Origin of the sequence: Maritimibacter fusiformis, assembly GCF_008086115.1 — a bacterium.
GTDB classification, from domain to species: domain Bacteria; phylum Pseudomonadota; class Alphaproteobacteria; order Rhodobacterales; family Rhodobacteraceae; genus Muriiphilus; species Muriiphilus fusiformis.
This window is the reverse complement of the sequence record NZ_VSIY01000003.1, coordinates 109753-125612: the sequence shown is the minus strand read 5'-3', so window position 1 is coordinate 125612 and position 15860 is coordinate 109753. Positions and strand designations below refer to the sequence as shown.

General features: G+C 68.6%; 21 protein-coding genes and 1 tRNA gene. 15 read left to right on the top strand and 7 right to left on the bottom strand.

Annotation, left to right across the window (positions count from 1 at the left end):
* Window positions 1–50: 50 nt before the first annotated feature.
* Window positions 51–257 carry a cold-shock protein gene (locus FVF75_RS01355; protein WP_148376448.1) on the top strand — a complete coding sequence of 69 codons (207 nt, stop codon included), beginning with the start codon at window positions 51–53 and terminating at the stop codon, window positions 255–257.
* A gap of 148 nt (window positions 258–405) precedes the next feature.
* On the top strand, window positions 406–621 hold the full coding sequence (locus FVF75_RS01350; protein ID WP_148375949.1) for a hypothetical protein: 216 nt from the start codon (window positions 406–408) through the stop codon (window positions 619–621).
* A 241-nt stretch (window positions 622–862) separates the two neighbouring features.
* Here FVF75_RS01350 and FVF75_RS01345 read toward each other — a convergent pair.
* Window positions 863–952: transfer RNA gene (locus FVF75_RS01345), tRNA-Ser, on the bottom strand.
* 145 nt (window positions 953–1097) lie between these two features.
* On the opposite strand from FVF75_RS01345, the gene FVF75_RS01340 reads away from it, so the two are divergent.
* The 9 genes from FVF75_RS01340 to FVF75_RS01300 all read left to right on the top strand — a co-directional run bounded on the left by FVF75_RS01340 (window position 1098) and on the right by FVF75_RS01300 (window position 8475).
* Window positions 1098–1925: a DUF2059 domain-containing protein gene (locus FVF75_RS01340; RefSeq protein ID WP_148375948.1), complete on the top strand. Its 828-nt coding sequence runs from the start codon at window positions 1098–1100 to the stop codon at window positions 1923–1925.
* A 201-nt stretch (window positions 1926–2126) separates the two neighbouring features.
* Window positions 2127–2783: a 50S ribosomal protein L21 gene (locus FVF75_RS01335; RefSeq protein ID WP_148375947.1), complete on the top strand. Its 657-nt coding sequence runs from the start codon at window positions 2127–2129 to the stop codon at window positions 2781–2783.
* Window positions 2784–2795: 12 nt separating this feature from the next.
* Window positions 2796–3065: a 50S ribosomal protein L27 gene (rpmA, locus tag FVF75_RS01330; protein ID WP_148375946.1), complete on the top strand. Its 270-nt coding sequence runs from the start codon at window positions 2796–2798 to the stop codon at window positions 3063–3065.
* A gap of 198 nt (window positions 3066–3263) precedes the next feature.
* Complete coding sequence (locus tag FVF75_RS01325) at window positions 3264–3821, top strand: GNAT family N-acetyltransferase (RefSeq protein WP_246137966.1); 558 nt, start codon at window positions 3264–3266, stop codon at window positions 3819–3821.
* Window positions 3822–3826: 5 nt separating this feature from the next.
* Window positions 3827–4351, top strand: a complete 525-nt coding sequence (locus FVF75_RS01320; RefSeq protein ID WP_187392947.1) for a GNAT family N-acetyltransferase — start codon at window positions 3827–3829, stop codon at window positions 4349–4351.
* A complete protein-coding gene (locus FVF75_RS01315) occupies window positions 4341–4847 on the top strand; it encodes a GNAT family N-acetyltransferase (RefSeq protein WP_148375944.1) in 507 nt (168 codons plus the stop codon). Before FVF75_RS01320 ends, FVF75_RS01315 begins: the two co-directional genes overlap by 11 nt.
* 81 nt (window positions 4848–4928) lie before the next feature.
* The gene (gene obgE, locus FVF75_RS01310) at window positions 4929–5975 is read left to right on the top strand and encodes a GTPase ObgE (protein WP_148375943.1); all 1047 of its coding nucleotides are present in this window, start codon (window positions 4929–4931) and stop codon (window positions 5973–5975) included.
* A complete protein-coding gene (gene proB, locus FVF75_RS01305; RefSeq protein ID WP_148375942.1) occupies window positions 5963–7069 on the top strand; it encodes a glutamate 5-kinase in 1107 nt (368 codons plus the stop codon). The genes obgE and proB overlap by 13 nt, the downstream gene beginning before the upstream one ends.
* Window positions 7070–7221: 152 nt before the next feature.
* Window positions 7222–8475 (top strand): glutamate-5-semialdehyde dehydrogenase, encoded by a 1254-nt coding sequence (locus FVF75_RS01300; protein ID WP_148376446.1) that lies wholly within the window; start codon window positions 7222–7224, stop codon window positions 8473–8475.
* Window positions 8476–8479: 4 nt separating this feature from the next.
* Here the strand turns inward: FVF75_RS01300 and FVF75_RS01295 are convergent, their stop codons facing one another.
* Window positions 8480–9076 (bottom strand): histidine phosphotransferase family protein, encoded by a 597-nt coding sequence (locus FVF75_RS01295; RefSeq protein WP_148375941.1) that lies wholly within the window; start codon window positions 9074–9076, stop codon window positions 8480–8482.
* Window positions 9077–9106: 30 nt separating this feature from the next.
* On the opposite strand from FVF75_RS01295, the gene FVF75_RS01290 reads away from it, so the two are divergent.
* From FVF75_RS01290 to olsA, 3 genes are all read left to right on the top strand, one after another.
* Complete coding sequence (locus FVF75_RS01290) at window positions 9107–9289, top strand: DUF3553 domain-containing protein (protein ID WP_148375940.1); 183 nt, start codon at window positions 9107–9109, stop codon at window positions 9287–9289.
* Between the two features lie 334 nt (window positions 9290–9623).
* A complete protein-coding gene (gene olsB, locus FVF75_RS01285) occupies window positions 9624–10394 on the top strand; it encodes an L-ornithine N(alpha)-acyltransferase (protein WP_148375939.1) in 771 nt (256 codons plus the stop codon).
* The gene (gene olsA / locus FVF75_RS01280; protein WP_246137965.1) at window positions 10391–11227 is read left to right on the top strand and encodes a lyso-ornithine lipid O-acyltransferase; all 837 of its coding nucleotides are present in this window, start codon (window positions 10391–10393) and stop codon (window positions 11225–11227) included. Before olsB ends, olsA begins: the two co-directional genes overlap by 4 nt.
* Here the strand turns inward: olsA and FVF75_RS01275 are convergent.
* On the bottom strand, window positions 11224–11844 hold the full coding sequence (locus FVF75_RS01275; RefSeq protein WP_148375938.1) for a thiamine phosphate synthase: 621 nt from the start codon (window positions 11842–11844) through the stop codon (window positions 11224–11226). The two genes, olsA and FVF75_RS01275, sit on opposite strands and share 4 nt — an antisense overlap.
* 113 nt (window positions 11845–11957) lie before the next feature.
* Here FVF75_RS01275 and FVF75_RS01270 point away from each other — a divergent pair, with 113 nt between their 5' ends.
* Window positions 11958–12719 carry an RNA methyltransferase gene (locus tag FVF75_RS01270; protein ID WP_246137964.1) on the top strand — a complete coding sequence of 254 codons (762 nt, stop codon included), beginning with the start codon at window positions 11958–11960 and terminating at the stop codon, window positions 12717–12719.
* Between the two features lie 118 nt (window positions 12720–12837).
* Here FVF75_RS01270 and FVF75_RS01265 read toward each other — a convergent pair whose 3' ends face one another.
* The 4 genes from FVF75_RS01265 to purF all read right to left on the bottom strand — a co-directional run bounded on the left by FVF75_RS01265 (window position 12838) and on the right by purF (window position 15815).
* On the bottom strand, window positions 12838–13482 hold the full coding sequence (locus FVF75_RS01265; RefSeq protein WP_148375937.1) for an SDR family NAD(P)-dependent oxidoreductase: 645 nt from the start codon (window positions 13480–13482) through the stop codon (window positions 12838–12840).
* Between the two features lie 86 nt (window positions 13483–13568).
* Window positions 13569–13940, bottom strand: coding sequence for an iron chaperone (locus tag FVF75_RS01260; RefSeq protein WP_148375936.1), 372 nt, complete (start codon window positions 13938–13940; stop codon window positions 13569–13571).
* Between the two features lie 38 nt (window positions 13941–13978).
* Complete coding sequence (locus FVF75_RS01255) at window positions 13979–14266, bottom strand: hypothetical protein (protein ID WP_148375935.1); 288 nt, start codon at window positions 14264–14266, stop codon at window positions 13979–13981.
* A gap of 79 nt (window positions 14267–14345) precedes the next feature.
* Window positions 14346–15815: an amidophosphoribosyltransferase gene (gene purF / locus FVF75_RS01250; RefSeq protein ID WP_148376443.1), complete on the bottom strand. Its 1470-nt coding sequence runs from the start codon at window positions 15813–15815 to the stop codon at window positions 14346–14348.
* Window positions 15816–15860 lie beyond the last annotated feature (45 nt).

Sequence of the window (15860 nt, the reverse complement as noted above, 5' to 3'; positions counted from 1 at the left end):
AGCCGGGCCATCGCGTTATGCGGGTGGCAATCAAACAAGGAGACATCACGATGGCCAATGGCACCGTGAAATGGTTCAACGCGCAAAAAGGCTTCGGCTTCATCGCCCCGGAAAATGGTTCGAAGGACATCTTCGTTCACATTTCCGCCCTTGAACGCGCCGGGCTGCAACAGCTCGACGATGGGCAGGCCGTGACCTTCGACATCGAAAGCGGCAACGACGGGCGCGAATCCGCGTCCAATCTCGCGCTGGCCTAAGCGCGGCGGACCGAATTGCGAGGCGGCGGCGGCCTTCGGGCCGCGGTCGCCTTTGCATTTGTCCCGGCCGTCCGGTCGCACGGGGCGGTCATCCCGAACCCTGATGCCGTAACCGGCCCGCGATCCCGTTCCCCGAGGAGATTTCAAGATGGCCAAGCTCAACAAGGACTCGCTGTTCAAGGCAGCCAAACCCAGTTCGGAAACGCTGATGGACAAGACCACGCGTGTCGTGCGGGAAATTCGGGATACCGAGGCCGAAGAGCGCCAGGACAAGACATCGCGCCTTCGCAAGACCCGCCTCGAACGAGACGCGGCGCTGCGCGCCGATGCGCCCGCCCCGTCGCCGAAGAAAAAGCGCAAGTAGGCCCGCGCCACCGCGGGTGGACAAGGTCCGGCCAATGAAAACCCCGCTTGAAACGGCGGTGCTTTGGCATTTCGGGACGCGGCGCATCGGGCGTGGGAAAGGCGAATTTCCGCGCCGTTGCGGCATCATTGGTGCCTGCGGTGATGCGGAGAGTCGGCAACCATGCCGGGATGGTCCGTGCCGGAGGCTATGCGGGCCCCGAGGCGCCGGAGATGAATCGGCTTGCCAAACAACGACTTAGTGGCGGAGAGACAGGGATTCGAACCCTGGGACCCCGTGAAGGGTCAACGGTTTTCGAGACCGCCCCGTTCGACCACTCCGGCACCTCTCCGCGGGGGTCAGGCGGGGACATAATGAACCGGGCGGGGGTCTGCAAGGGATTTCTGCGGCGGGTGTTTGCCAAGTTTGGCGTGCGCTCTTGGCAGCGGCCGGGCGCGGCTCTAGGGTCGTCGGACCGGACAGCAGAGGAGCGCGACATGGTGGGGCTACGAAACATCCTGGGGGGGCTTGCGGCGCTGGTGGTGACGTGCACGGCGCTGGCCGCGCAGGCGGCGGAGCGCGACGAGTTGCGCGCCTTTCTCGAAGTGACCGGCTTTGACGTGGCGATCACCTCGATGCAGCAGGGCGCGATGGCCGGGCCGGGGCTGGCGGGCGATGCGCCCGATGCCTTCGGCGACCAGTGGGTGCGGCTGGCCGAAGAGGTGTTCGACCCCGAGGTGATGCTGGAGCGTGCGCTCGACATGATGGCGGCGGTGATGCCGGACGAGTTGGTGTCACATGGCATGGCGTTCTACGGCTCGGACCTCGGGCAAAGGCTGGTCGAGGCGGAGAACGAAAGCCACATGACCCCGGACGAGGAGCGCTACCGGATCGGCGAGGACCTGGTGGCGGCGATGCTCGACGACAACCCGGGACGCGCCGAAGACCTGCGCGCCATGACCAACGCGATCGGGGGCGTCGATTCCAGCGTGCCGGCGGTGATCGAGATCCAGGTGCGTTACCTGATGGCGGCGGCGGCGCGGACCTCGGAGGCGACCTATTCCGAGGCCGAACTGCGCGCGATCCTGGCCGAACAGGTGCCGCGGATGCGCGAGAACATCGAGGTCTATTCGCTGCTGGGCAGCGCCTATGCCTACCGCGACTTCACCGACGACGAGGTCGCGGCCTACCTGGCGGCGCTGGAACACCCGCTGATGCAGCAGGTCTACGAGGTGCTGAACGCGGTGCAATACGAGGTCATGGCGGAACGCTACGAGGCGCTGGCGGCCCGGCTTGACGAGCTCAGCCCGCAGCAGGAGATCTGAGCGGGCAGAGCGCGGCCTTGCCCCCTTGACTTTCAAGGCGTTCGCCGTGATAAGCGCGGCTCCCGGACGGGGATCGCCCCGCCGGTTACACGTCAATCACGCCCCGACAAGGGCGCGCTGTTTGAGGCCGGGGGTGGCGACACACCCGATGAACGCCGCTGAGCCGGGGCCGAAGGACGCGGGAAAATGAAGGAAGATCATATGTTTGCGGTCCTCAAGACCGGCGGCAAGCAATACAGGGTCCAGGCCGGCGATGTGCTGCGCGTGGAAAAACTGGCCGCTGCCGCGGGCGATAAAATTCAATTCAACGAGATTCTCATGGTCGGCGCGACCGTGGGCACGCCGCTTGTCGACGGTGCCGGCGTCCAGGCCGAGGTGATCGACCAGATCAAGGGTGACAAGGTCATCCATTTCGTCAAGCGCCGGCGCAAGCATGGCTCAAAGCGCACCAAGGGCCACCGCCAGCAGCTGACGCTGCTGCGCGTGACCGACATCCTCGAGAAGGGTGCCGACAAGTCGGGCGTGATGGCCGCGGTCGGCGCCGGTTCGGTCTCGGCCAGCGCGGTCGAGGCGGCCAAGCCCGCCAAGAAGGCGGCGCCGAAAAAGGCCGAAGCCAAGGCCGAGAAGCCGGCGAAAGCCGCGCCCAAGGCCGAAGCCGCGGGTGCCGACGATCTCAAGGCGCTGTCGGGTGTCGGCCCGGCGCTGGAGAAAAAGCTGCACGAGGCCGGTGTCACCACCTTTGCCCAGATCGCGGGCTGGTCGGACGCCGACATCGCGGAAATGGACGAGAAACTGTCCTTCAAGGGCCGGATCGAGCGTGAAGGCTGGGTCGAACAGGCCAAGAAGCTGGCGAAGTAAGGAGAGAGCGAGATGGCACACAAGAAAGCAGGCGGTAGCTCCCGCAACGGCCGCGACTCTGCCGGTCGCCGCCTTGGCGTCAAGAAATACGGCGGCGAGGCCGTGATTCCGGGCAACATCATCCTGCGTCAGCGCGGCACCAAGATGTGGCCGGGCGAGGGCGTCGGCATGGGCAAGGATCACACCATCTTTGCGACCGTCGAGGGCAAGGTGACCTTTACCAAGGGTCTCAAGCGCCGCACCTTCATTTCGGTTCTCCCGGTGGCGGAGGCCGCAGAGTAAGCCGAAACCCGGACAGACGCATTCGGAGGGGATCGGCAGAAACGCCGGTCCCCTTTTCAATTCGGGGTTGCAGGGCCGGAGGAGGGTCACGCAATGTTCACGATCTCAGCGGATCATAATCATGTGAAGCGACCGCCGCCGATGCGCGCGGCGGCCCATATGAAGGATCTGTTCACGCCTTTCGGAGGAGGGAAAGCCGTGGCGAAAGACACGACGATCGAGCAGAAGACGATCGCGACGGAGGCCGGGCGCTTCGTGCTCAGGCCGCCGCGCAAGGCCGACGCGGGGCTGATCACGCTTTATGCCGGTGACCGGCGGGTGGCCGAGGGCACCCGCTCGATCCCGCATCCGCTGCCGCCGGGGCTGGTCGAGGGCTATATCGCCCGCGCCCTGTCGCCCGAGCGGGACGAAGACGTGTGGATCATGGATGGCACCGGCGACGGCGCCGACGGGCCGGGCCAGGAGGTGCTGGGGGTGATCAGCCTGACGCGCATGGACCGGGGCCAGTCGCAGCTGGGCTATTGGGTGGCGCCGGGGTTCTGGAACACCGGGCTGGCATCCGAGGCGGTGCGCGCGCTGGTCGCGGCCAACCCGCTGGGCAACGTGGCGCTGTTCGCGGAAGTGTTTCAGGACAACGCCGCCTCGGCGCGGGTGCTGACCAACGCGGGCTTTGCCTATATCGGCGACGCCGAGGCGCATTCGATCGCGCGCGGCGCCAACGTGCCGACCTGGACCTATATCCGCAAGATGGGCTGAGGCGGGTGGCCCCGCCGCCCGTCACGCTGCGCACCCGCCGGCTGCGCCTGCGCCCCCTTGTGCGGGCGGATGTGCCGGCGCTGGTGGCGGCGCTCGATGACTATGACGTGTCGAAATGGCTGACGGTGGTGCCGTATCCCTATGGCGAAGCCGACGCGCTTGCGTTTCTCGACCACCAAAAGGGTGCCGCGCCGCTGGCGGCGCTGGGCATCTTCGACGATCAGGGGTTTGCCGGGGTGATCGGCGCCGCTGACGGGCTGGGCTACTGGCTGGGCCGGGCGCATCACGGCAAGGGCTACATGCGCGAGGCGGCGGCGGCGGTGGTGGCGCGGTTTTTCGCCAGCAGCGACGCGGCGGCGCTGACCTCGGGCTATTTCGAGGGCAACGCGGCCTCGGCGCGGGTGCTGGCGGGGCTGGGCTTTGTCGCGGACGGGCAGGACCGGGTGATGAGCCGGGCGCAGCGGGCCGAGGTGGTGCTGAACCGGGTGATCCTGCACCGGGCTGAGTGGCAGGCGCGGCATGCAGGCTGAGATCGCCACCGCGCGGCTGACCCTGCGCCGGTCGCGCCCCGCGGACCTTGCGGCGATGCACGCGCTGGTGTCGGATTTCGCGGTGGTCAGAAACACCGCCACCTGGCCCTGGCCGCCGGACCGGGCGTTCACCGCCAGCCGGTGCGCGCCGATGGACCCGGAGATGGGGCTTGGCGGGCCGGTCATTCACGAGGGCGCGCTGGTCGGGATGATGGGGGTCAGCGTCAAGCAGGACGCGGTGGAACTGGGCTACATGTTCGCGCGCGCCCACTGGGGCCGGGGTTTCGCCACCGAGATCGGACGCGCGCTGATTGCCCATGCCTGGGCGCGGTACGACTGGCCGGCGATCGGGGCCAGCACCTTCACCGACAACCCCGGCTCGGCCCGGGTGCTGGACAAGCTGGGCTTCGTCGAGGGACCGGCCTCGATGGGCGAGAGCCGGGTGCGCGGCGGGAGCTTTCCCACCCGGACGTTCCGGCTGATGCGGCCGGCGTGAAACCGGGCGGGATTTGCGCCGCCCCTTGAGCGTGGCGGCGTTTCCCTCTATCGCATCTGCGAACGACAAGGGCGCAACGACATGAAATTCCTCGATCTCGCCAAGGTTCACATCCGCTCGGGCGCGGGCGGGGGCGGCTGCGTCAGTTTCCGGCGTGAAAAATTCATCGAATACGGCGGGCCGGACGGCGGCGACGGCGGGCGCGGCGGCGACGTGGTGGCCGAGGCGGTCGACGGGCTGAACACGCTGATCGACTTTCGCTATCAGCAGCATTTCTTTGCCAAGAACGGCCAACCGGGGCAAGGCAGCCAGCGCACCGGCAAATCCGGCGACGACATCGTGCTGCGCGTGCCGGTGGGCACCGAGATCCTCGACGAGGACGAAGAGACGGTGCTGGCCGACATGACCGAGGTGGGGCAGCGGGTCACGCTGGCCTCGGGCGGCAATGGCGGCTTTGGCAACCTGCATTTCAAGACCTCGACCAACCAGGCGCCGCGCCGCGCCAACGCCGGCCAGCCCGGGGTCGAGCGCACCATCTGGCTGCGTCTCAAGCTGATCGCGGACGTGGGGCTGCTGGGCCTGCCCAACGCGGGCAAGTCGACCTTTCTCGCCGCCACATCGAACGCGCGGCCCAAGATCGCGGATTATCCCTTTACCACGCTGGTGCCCAACCTTGGCGTGGTCGGGGTCGACGGGGTGGAATTCGTGGTCGCCGACATTCCCGGCCTGATCGAGGGCGCGCACGAGGGGCGGGGGCTGGGCGACCGGTTCCTGGGCCATGTGGAGCGTTGTTCGGTGCTTCTGCACCTCGTCGACGGCACCGCCGAGGACGTGGTGGCCGACTGGCGCACCATCATCGGCGAGCTTGACGCCTATGGCGGGGTGTTGGCCGAAAAGCCCCGGGTGACGGTGCTGAACAAGGCCGATGCGCTGACTGACGAGGACATTGCCGCGCGCCGCGCGGCGCTGGAGGCGGCGACCGGCGGGCCGGTTCTGGTCATGTCGGGTGTGTCGCACGAGGGCGTGACCGAGGTGCTGCGCGCGCTCAGGGCCGAGATCGGGGCCGACCGGCTGCGCCAGACACGCGCCGGGGAGACCGGCGGGGAGGATGACGCGTGGCATCCCTGAGCCAGGCCCGGCGCATCGTCGTCAAGATCGGCTCGGCGCTGCTGGTGGACCGCCACAGCGGCGCGCTGCGCTCGGACTGGCTGGCCTCGCTGGCCGCCGACGTGGCGCGGCTGAAGGCGCGCGGGGCGGATGTGGTGCTGGTCTCGTCCGGTTCGATCGCGCTGGGCCGCGGCGTGCTGGGGCTGCCCGCCGGGAGCCTTGCGCTGGAGCAGAGCCAGGCGGCGGCGGCGGTCGGGCAGATCCGGCTGGCGCGCGCCTATGAAGAGGTGCTGGCGCCCCTGGGCATCACCGCGGCGCAAGTGCTGGTGACGCTGGAGGATTCGGCGGACCGGCGGCGCTATCTCAACGCGCGGGCGACGCTCGAGACGCTTCTGGGGCTGGGCACGGTGCCGATCGTGAACGAGAACGACACGGTGGCGACCGACGAGATCCGGTTCGGCGACAACGACCGGCTGGCCGCACAGGTGGCGGTGACGATCGGGGCCGACCTGACGGTGCTGTTGTCGGATGTCGACGGGTTCTATTCCGCCAACCCCAGGGAAGACCCGACGGCCACGCGCTATGACGTGATCGAGGACATCACCCCGGCGATGCTGGCGGCGGCGGGCGATGCGGGCACGGGCCTGTCCAAGGGCGGCATGAAGACCAAGCTGATGGCGGCCAGGACCGCCACCGCGGCGGGCTGCGACCTGATCGTCACCGAAGGCTCGCGGCTGTCGCCGCTGGGCGCGCTGGAAACCGGCGCGCCGGCCACGCTGTTCAAGGCGCACACCACGCCGGCCTCGGCGCGCAAGCACTGGATAAGGTCGATGAAGCCGCGCGGCTCGGTGCGGCTGGATGCCGGGGCCGCGCGGGCGCTGGGCCAGGGCAAGTCGCTGCTGCCTGCGGGGGTGACGGCGGTCGAAGGCCGGTTCGGGCGTGGCGATCCGGTGGATATCCTCGACCCCGAGGGGGTTCGGATCGGCGCCGGGCTGGTGCGCTACACCGCCGAGGAGGCGCGCGCGCTGATCGGCAAACGCTCGGACCGGATCGAGGAGACGCTGGGTTATCCGGGCCGCGCCGCGCTGATCCACCGCGACGACATGGCGATGTGAGCCCGTCATGCGGTGCGCCTGCGGCGCGCTCTATGTCTCGGGCCCTTCGGGCCCTCGGATATGAGTATTTGCCGCCAAGATGAAGCGCAAATGGGTCTTTGACCTTGGCATCGGGCGGGGGCAGAATGGCGGCGTTTCGAAAGGAGACCTTCGTGAAGGACCAGGGCGACATTCACGCGATGATGCAGGATATCGGCCGGCGGGCGCGGGCGGCGGCGGCGGATCTGGCCTATGCCCCGGCCGAGGCGAAGGCGCGCGCGCTCGATGCCGCTGCGGATGCGGTCTGGGCGCGGCGCGGCGAGATCGTCGCGGCCAATGCGAAGGACCTGGACTATGGCCGCGACAAGGGCTTGTCGGCGGCGATGATGGACCGGCTGATGCTGGACGAGGCGCGTATTCAGGGCATTTGCGGGGGCTTGCGCGCCGTGGCCGGGTTTCCCGATCCGGTCGGGCAGGTGATGGCCGAGTGGGACCGGCCCTCGGGCCTGCATATCAAGCGGGTGCGCACGCCTTTGGGCGTGGTCGGCGTGATCTACGAGAGCCGCCCGAACGTGACGGCGGATGCGGGCGCGCTGTGTCTGAAGGCGGGCAACGCGGTGATCCTGCGCGGCGGGTCCGAGAGTTTCCATTCGTCAGGCGCGATCCATGCCTGCCTGGTCGAGGGGCTGGGCGCGGCGGGCCTGCCTGCTGATGCGATCCAGCTTGTGCCGACGCGCGACCGGGCGGCGGTGAGTTCGCTTCTGACCATGACCGAGCATGTCGATGTGATCGTGCCGCGTGGCGGCAAGGGGCTGGTGGGGCTGGTGCAGCGCGAGGCGCGGGTGCCGGTCTTTGCCCATCTCGAGGGCATCGTGCATGTCTATGTCGACAAGGCCGCCGACCCCGACAAGACCCGCGCGGTGGTTCTGAATTCCAAGACCCGGCGGCCCGGCATCTGCGGCGCGGCGGAGTGCCTTTTGATCCACCGCGAGGCGCGGGAGCTTGGCCAGCAGGTGATCGACGAATTGATCGCGGCGGGGATCGAGATGCGGGTGGGGCCGGGGCTGACAGGGTCGGTCGAGGCCCAGGAGGACGACTGGGGCCGCGAGTTTCTCGACACGGTGATGGCGGCGAAGCTGGTTGACGATATCGACGCGGCCATCGCCCATATCCGGCGCTATTCCTCGCAGCATACCGAGGCGATCCTGACCGAGGACGACGCGGCGGCGGCACGGTTTTTCGAGCGGCTCGATTCCGCGATCCTGATGCGCAATGCCTCGACGCAGTTCGCCGATGGGGGCGAGTTCGGGATGGGCGCCGAGATCGGCATCGCCACCGGCAAGATGCATGCGCGCGGACCGGTGGGAGCGGAGCAGTTGACCAGCTTCAAGTATGTCGTCGAGGGTGACGGCACGATCCGGCCCTGAGCGTTCAGAACGTCAGGACGAGGGCGGTTTCGCAGGCCTGGGCGGCGAGACGGCGGCCCTGGGCGCGGGCCTCGGGGCCGATCAGGGCGAAATGGACCTGGGCCGGGGTGATGTCCGCGGGCGTGTCGGGATCGGTCAGCGCCGCGAACAGCGCCGGGTCGGGGGCGAGGCGGGGCGCGTCGGCGCTGACCTGCCAGGCGTCGCCCGAGGCGGTGACGGTGATGCGCCCGCCGCGCGGCATCGCGCTTTCGCAGCACATCAGGGCCAGCAGCGCCAGCTTGGCCGGGCCGCGCGCCACATCGCCGGGCACCTGCCAGTCGACCGCCACCCGCGCGCCGGGGGTCGGGGCGGTCAGGGCGGCGATTTCGCGGGCCGGAACCGTGGCCCCGGGGTGGGCCGCGCCGAAGGCGATGCGAAACAGCCGGATGCGGGCATTGGCGCTGGCCACGCTGTCGGCGATCAGGCCGATCTCGGGCGTGTCGAGTCCGGTAAGCTCGAGCAGTTCGACGCCATTGCCGATGGCGCCCAAAGGGCTGATAAGGTCATGGGCGATGCGCGAGCCGACCAGGGCCACGAGGTCCGGGCCGTCGCCAGTGCTCATGCCGGGGACCGTGTCGAAAGGGAAAGGATCATGACCGATCTGTCCGCATTATATGAACCGGGGGTGCTGGTGCGCCACCCGGCGCGGCCCGACTGGGGGCTGGGCCAGGTGCAGTCCAATATCGCCGGTCGGATCACGGTGAATTTCGAACATGCCGGCAAGGTGGTGATCCTTGCCGCGCGGGTCGAACTGGAACTGGTGGTCGAGCGGTGAGCGGCCATGCGCCTCGGTTCAACTTGAGGGGTCTGACGGCAGGCTATCACAACCGCAACGGGATTCAACCCTGCCGCTTGCCCAGCCCCGCTGCGTGCTGCCGGTGCCTGGCGCTCACGACCGGCGCGCGCGCCCCGGCATGGCGCAGGGCCGTGCGGAGGCGGGCGTTCATTTCAACGCAGGATGCCATAAACCGTTTCGACATCGCATTTGTTCTCGACTATGTGTCGGGTCGCCCGCGACGGCTGGGTGTTGCGTGCCTTTCGGCATCAAGTTGTGTTTCAACTTGGCCATGAAACGTTTTAGAAGACCGCAGGAAGGAACCCGCGCCGGTATGCTGAAACCCGACCCAGAGTTCGAGATTTGCCTCGCGACGGACGAGGCGGATATCCTTGCCGGGCAGCGCCTGCGCTACGATGTGTTCATCGACGAGCTTGGCGGCGACGGCCCGCTGGTCGATCATGCCGCGCGGCTCGAGCGGGACGAGTTCGACCCCTATTTCGATCACCTGCTGTTGCGCGACAAGGCGCGGCCGGGCGCGCCGGCGGTGGGAGTCTATCGGCTGATGCGCGACGACCAGATGCCGGCGGCGGGGCGGTATTATTCCGAGGCCGAATACGACCTGACCGCGCTCAAGTCCTCGGGCCGCAAGCTGATGGAGCTGGGCCGGTCCTGCGTGCATCCCGACTATCGCGGCGGCGAGGCGCTCAAGCGGCTGTGGCAAGGGCTGCTCGACTATACCCTGACGCACGGGATCGAGGTGATGTTCGGCGTGGCCAGCTTTCATGGCACCAATATCGACGCGCTGAAACTGCCGTTGTCCTACCTGCACCACGAGCACCTGGCGCCGCCGGAACTGCGCACCCGGGCGCTGGCGCCGCATTATCACCGGATGGACCTGATGCCCCGCGACGCGATCGACCAGAAGGCGGCGATGCGCCAGATGCCGGCGCTGATCAAGGCCTATCTGCGCCTGGGCGGCACCGTGGGCGAGGGGGCGTTCGTCGACCGGCCGTTCAACACCACCGATGTCTGCATCATCGTCGATCTCGACCAGGTGCCGGCGCGCACCCGCGAGATGTTCGGCCGGGGGCTGCGCGGGTGAGTTATACTTGGGATGATGCCGCGCCGAAGCCCGACCTGCACGTGTCGCTCGCCGGCAAGGTGCTGGCGGGTGCGCGCATCGTGCTGTTCCTGCTGTGGATGGTGGTGGTCTATGCGTCGGGGCTGTTGGTGCGCCTGGTCGAGCCGTTGGCGTTCGGCGCGCATCGCCCGATCACGCACCGGATGATCCAGGGTTTTTTCGCCGTGTCGATGGCGATTTTCGGCATCCGGGTGCGCACCGAAGGCACGCCGATGCAGACCGCGGGCGTGGTGGTGGCGAACCATTCCTCGTGGCTCGACATTTTCGCGATCTATGCCCGTCACCGGGTCTATTTCGTGGCCAAGGACGATGTCGCGGGCTGGCCGGTGGTGGGGCGGCTGGTGCGGTTTTCCGGCGCGCTGTTCATCAACCGCAGCCGGCGCGGCTCGGCCGCCCAGATCGTCGATCTGCGCGACCGGGTGCTGGCCGGGCAGCGGCTGAACTTCTTTCCCGAGGGCACCTCGTCGGACGGCCAGCGGGTGTTGCCGTTCAAGCCGACGCTGTTCGCGGCCTTCGCCGATCCGGCGCTGCGCGACATCACCCGGGTGCAGCCGGTCACCATCGTCTATACCGCGCCCAAGGGGGCCGATCCGCGGTTCTATGCCTGGTGGGGGCAGATGACGCTGGGGCCGCATTTCATCAAGGTGGTGTCGCGGCTGCGCCAGGGCGAGGTCAAGCTGATCTACCACGAGCCGGTGGCGGTGGCCGATTTCGCCGACCGCAAGGCGCTGGCGGCGCATTGCGAGGCGGTGATCCGCGCGCGCTTCGAGGCCGAACGCGCAAAGGCTGCCTAACCGCGCGCCCTGGCCAGCCGGACCAGCGTGGCGATCGGGTCGTCGGTGCGCCAGACCTCTTCGCCCAGGGCCAGGAAATCCGTGACCGGCGCAAGGTCGCGCACCAGTGCCTCGGTCAGCCCGCCTTCGGCCACCACCGGCACCTCGATCATCTCGCTCCACCATTCGAACAGGTCGCGCGGTGCGGTGGTGCCGTCGCCCAGCGCGGTGGCGCCGACCGGGCCGAACGACACGTAATCGGCGCCCATCTCGCCCGCGTTCATGCCGTCATGGCGCGAGGCGCCGCAGAAGCTGCCGACGATGGAATCGGCGCCAAGATCGGCGCGGGTCTTGCGCACGTGCCGGGGGCCGTCAGAAAAATGCACCCCGTCCAGCCCGAGGCGGTCGACCATGAGCACGTGATCGGTGATCACCAGCGCGATGTCGCGGGCATGGGTGACCTCGCGACAGGCATCCGCGGCGCGCGCGATCCGGTCCTCGTCGCGGCTGGCCAGGGCAAGGCGCACGCAGGCGACCTCGACGGTGTCGAGCGCGCGGGCGAGCACTTCGGGAAAGCCCGAAAGCGAAATGTCGGGCGGGGTGATCAGGTAGAGCTTGGGCTGCTCGGTTTCGGCCATTTTCGGCTCCTTCGCGGGTGTCGCCGCTCCATAGCCGGTTTTTTTCGCCTTGGCTATCGCGGGCGATGCCGACGCCTTGCCATTGGCCGTGGCTTGGGCGTATCACCCCGGCGATGAACGAGGGACGCGAGATGAGCGACAGGGGCGTGGGGCCGAGCCCGGCGATCGTGCTGGTGCGCCCGCAGATGGGCGAGAACATCGGGGCGGCGGCGCGCGCGATGCTGAATTTCGGGCTGGACCGGATGCGCCTCGTGGCGCCGCGCGACGGCTGGCCCAACCCCGGCGCGGTGGCGATGGCCTCGGGTGCCGGGCGGGTGCTGGACGCGGCCACGGCGCATGACGACCTGCCCGCGGCGATCGGGGATTGCGATTTCGTCTTCGCCACCACGGCGCGCGGGCGCGAACTGGCCAAGCCGGTGATGAGCCCCGAACACGCGATGGCCGAGGCGCGCCGGCTGGTGGCGGCGGGGCGCAAGGTGGCGATCCTGTTCGGACCCGAGCGCGCGGGGCTGGAAAACGCCGACATCGCGCGTGCCAACGCGATCATCACGGTGCCGGTGAACCCGGAGTTCTTCTCGCTGAACCTGGCCCAGTCGGTGCTGCTGATCGCCTATGAGTGGCGCCGGCAGGGTGGCGACGTGGTGCATGAGGTTCAGGCCAACACCGATCCCGCCAGCGTCATCGAGGTCGAGAAGCTGGCCCAGCACTACGAGGCGCGGCTGGAGGAGGCGGGGTTCTTCTTTCCGCCGTCCAAGGCGCCGGGGATGAAGGTTGTGCTGCGCAACATGTGGTCGCGGCTGGGGCTGACCGGCAGCGATGTGCAGCGCTTTCACGGCATGCTGCGGCAATTGCTGCGCGACCGGGATCAGGGTTAGGCAGAAGGTGCGCCTGCGGCGCGCAGGCCGTGTTCATGGGGGCGCTGCCCCCAGCGTCCGGTTTGCCGGGCAAACCGGACGCTCCCCCGGAGTATTTCGGCCAAGATGAAGGCGCGGGTCAGCCGATGATTTCGGGCAGCAGGCGTTTTGCCTCATCGGCGGGCGGGATCAGCGCGTCGCGTTTTTCGCCAGGGAAAAAGCGCGCGCGCATGGCGGTGGCCAGCGGGCGGGGGTCGACGATCACCACGCGAGGGCCGATCCTGGTGGTTTCCGCGCGCCAGCTTTCGGCCAGGGCCATCTGGGCGGCCTTGGTCGCGCCGTAACCGCCGAAGAATTTCTCGCCGGCGTGGTCGTCACGGAAAAACACCGCCGTTCCGGTCTCGCCCAGAAGCGGCGCGACGAAGGCGATCAGGCGGGCGGTTGCGTCGACGTTGACGGCCAGTGTCCTGGTCCAGTCCTTGCCCTCGATATGCGGCACCGGGGTCAGGTGCATGGCCTCGATCGCGGTATGGACCCAGAGGTCGACCTTGCCCCAACGGTCGTGCACGGCGCGGCAAAGCTGCGCCATCGCGTCGGCATTGGTGATGTCCATCGGAGCAAGCGTGGCCTCGCCGCCCGCGGCCTTGATGCGGTCGTCGACCTCTTCGAGCGCGCCGGTGGTGCGCCCGACCGCGACGATATGGTGGGTCGGGGCCAGTTCCACCGCCAGCGCGGCACCCAGGCCGCGCGAGGCGCCGGTGATCAGGGCGATCTTGTCGGGCATGATGTCCTCCGTCTTGCCGGGCCGGGTATCTCACCGGGGCGGGGCGGTGTCCAGAGGGGGCGGAGCCAATCCCGGGGGGGGGTGGTTCAGCCGATTTCGGCCAGGCGCAGGCGGATGAGGTCGTCCAGCGCCCAGTCGGGCAGGGGGTGGCCGGGCGTGAAGGTGACACCGCTTTTCGAGGTCTTGAACCCGGCCTTGGCAAGGCGGGGGGCGAGCTGTGGCACGATGCTGCCGGAGAAGGGGTAGAAGCCGAGATGCCGCGTGAAGGCGGCGAAGCCCGCCGCGATGGCCGGTTTGCCGGTGCTGGAGGTGACGCGGAAGGCCGGCATCGCGTAGGAGATGCAGGCCTCGGCCCGCGGCAGTCGGGTGCGGATGCGCGCCGACAGGGCGGTGAGCGCCGCGCACTGGTCGGCGGGCAGTCGGGCGAGGTATTCGGTGTGGGGGTCCGGCATGCTCATCGGGTGAGCTTGCCGCCCGGTCGTGCCTTGCGCAAGCCTCAGCCGTGCCGCGCGACGCCCAGGAAGGTGGCGTTGCCGTTGGGCAGTTCCACCACCACCCCGGCGCGCGACACTTCGAGCAGTTTGCCGATGGCGGTGCGTTGGGCCTGTTTGCCGGTCAGGATCGTGCCGTCCGGCATCCGGATCAGGGCGCGCAGGTCGTCCTCGGCCCCGGCGAGGCCGATCAGCGCCACCTGGTCGAGCACCAGCACGTCGGGCTGGGTGGCCTGTTCGGCAACGAAAGCGTTGGGGGCGCCGCCATGCGGCGTGCGTGCTGGGTCGGCCATGATGACCTGCGGGGCTGTGTCGGACCCTGCAAGTCTGGTCACATGCCGGTTGCGATCCGGTTAACCGTGCGCCCGCGGCCTATTGCGCCGCCTTCAGTTCGAAGCCCTTGGCGATCATGTCGCGCGGCTCGACCGGGTATTCGCCCGAGAAACACGCATCGCAGTATTGCGGGCAATCGGGTTTGCGCCCGGCGGCTTCGCCGACCGCGCGATAAAGCCCGTCGAGCGAGATGAAGCGCAGGCTGTCGACGCCGAGGTAGTCGCGCATCTCGTCCTCGCTCATCGAGGCGGCCAGAAGCTTGGAGCGTTCGGGCGTGTCGACGCCGTAAAAACACGGCCAGGCGGTCGGGGGGGAGGCGATGCGGAAATGCACCTCGGCGGCCCCCGCGTCGAGGATCATGTCCTTGATCTTGCGCGAGGTCGTGCCGCGCACCACGCTGTCGTCGACCAGGATCACGCGCTTGCCCTCGATCAGGGCGCGGTTGACGTTGAGCTTGAGGCGCACGCCCATGTTGCGGATCTGTTCGGTCGGCTCGATGAAGGTGCGGCCCATGTATTGGTTGCGGATGATGCCCATGCCGTAGGGAATGCCGGACTCATGCGCATAGCCGATCGCCGCGGGGGTGCCCGAGTCGGGCACCGGGCAGACGAGATCGGCGTCGACAGGAACCTCGCGGGCCAGTTCGACCCCGATCTGGCGGCGGGTTTCATAGACCGAGCGTCCGCCGATGATCGAATCGGGGCGCGAGAAATAGACGTGTTCGAAGATGCAGAACCGGGGCGGGCGCGGGCGGAACGGGCGGCGGCTCTCGACCCCGTCGGCGGTGATCACCACCATCTCGCCCGGCTCGATCTCGCGCAGGAACTTGGCGCCGATGATGTCGAGCGCGCAGGTCTCGGAACTCAGCACCCAGAAGTCGCCCAGCTGCCCCAGCACCAGCGGGCGCACGCCCAGGGGATCGCGCACGCCGATCAGCTTGGTGCGGGTCATGGCGACGATGGAAAAGGCGCCCTCGACGCGGCGCAGCGCGTCCTCCATCCGGGCCGGGATGTCGCGTTGCAGCGAGCGCGCCATCAGGTGGATGATGCATTCGCTGTCCGACGAGGATTGAAAGATCGAGCCGCGGTCGATCAGCTCGCGCCGAAGCTCGTCGGCATTGGTGATGTTGCCGTTGTGCGCAATCGCGGCCCCGCCCATCGAGAACTCGCCGAAGAACGGCTGCACGTCGCGGATCGCCGCCCCCTTCTTGCCGGCGGTGGAATAGCGCACATGCCCGATGGCCACCGGACCGGGCAGGGTTTCCATCAGGCTGGCCTTGGTGAAATTGTCGCGCACATAGCCAAAGCGCCGGGCCGAGTTGAAGCCCTGTTCGGGGTCATGCGCGACGATGCCGCCGGCTTCCTGTCCGCGGTGTTGCAGGGCGTGCAGGCCGAGGGCGACGAAGTTGGCGGCGTCGGGCGGGCCGATGACGCCGAAGACGCCGCATTCCTCGTGCAGCTTGTCGCCGTCGGTCACGGCGTCGAAATCGAAGGGATGGGCTGGCGGCATGTCGGGCATTGGCAGGGGCTCCGAATCCGGTTGCGCGGGTTGCCC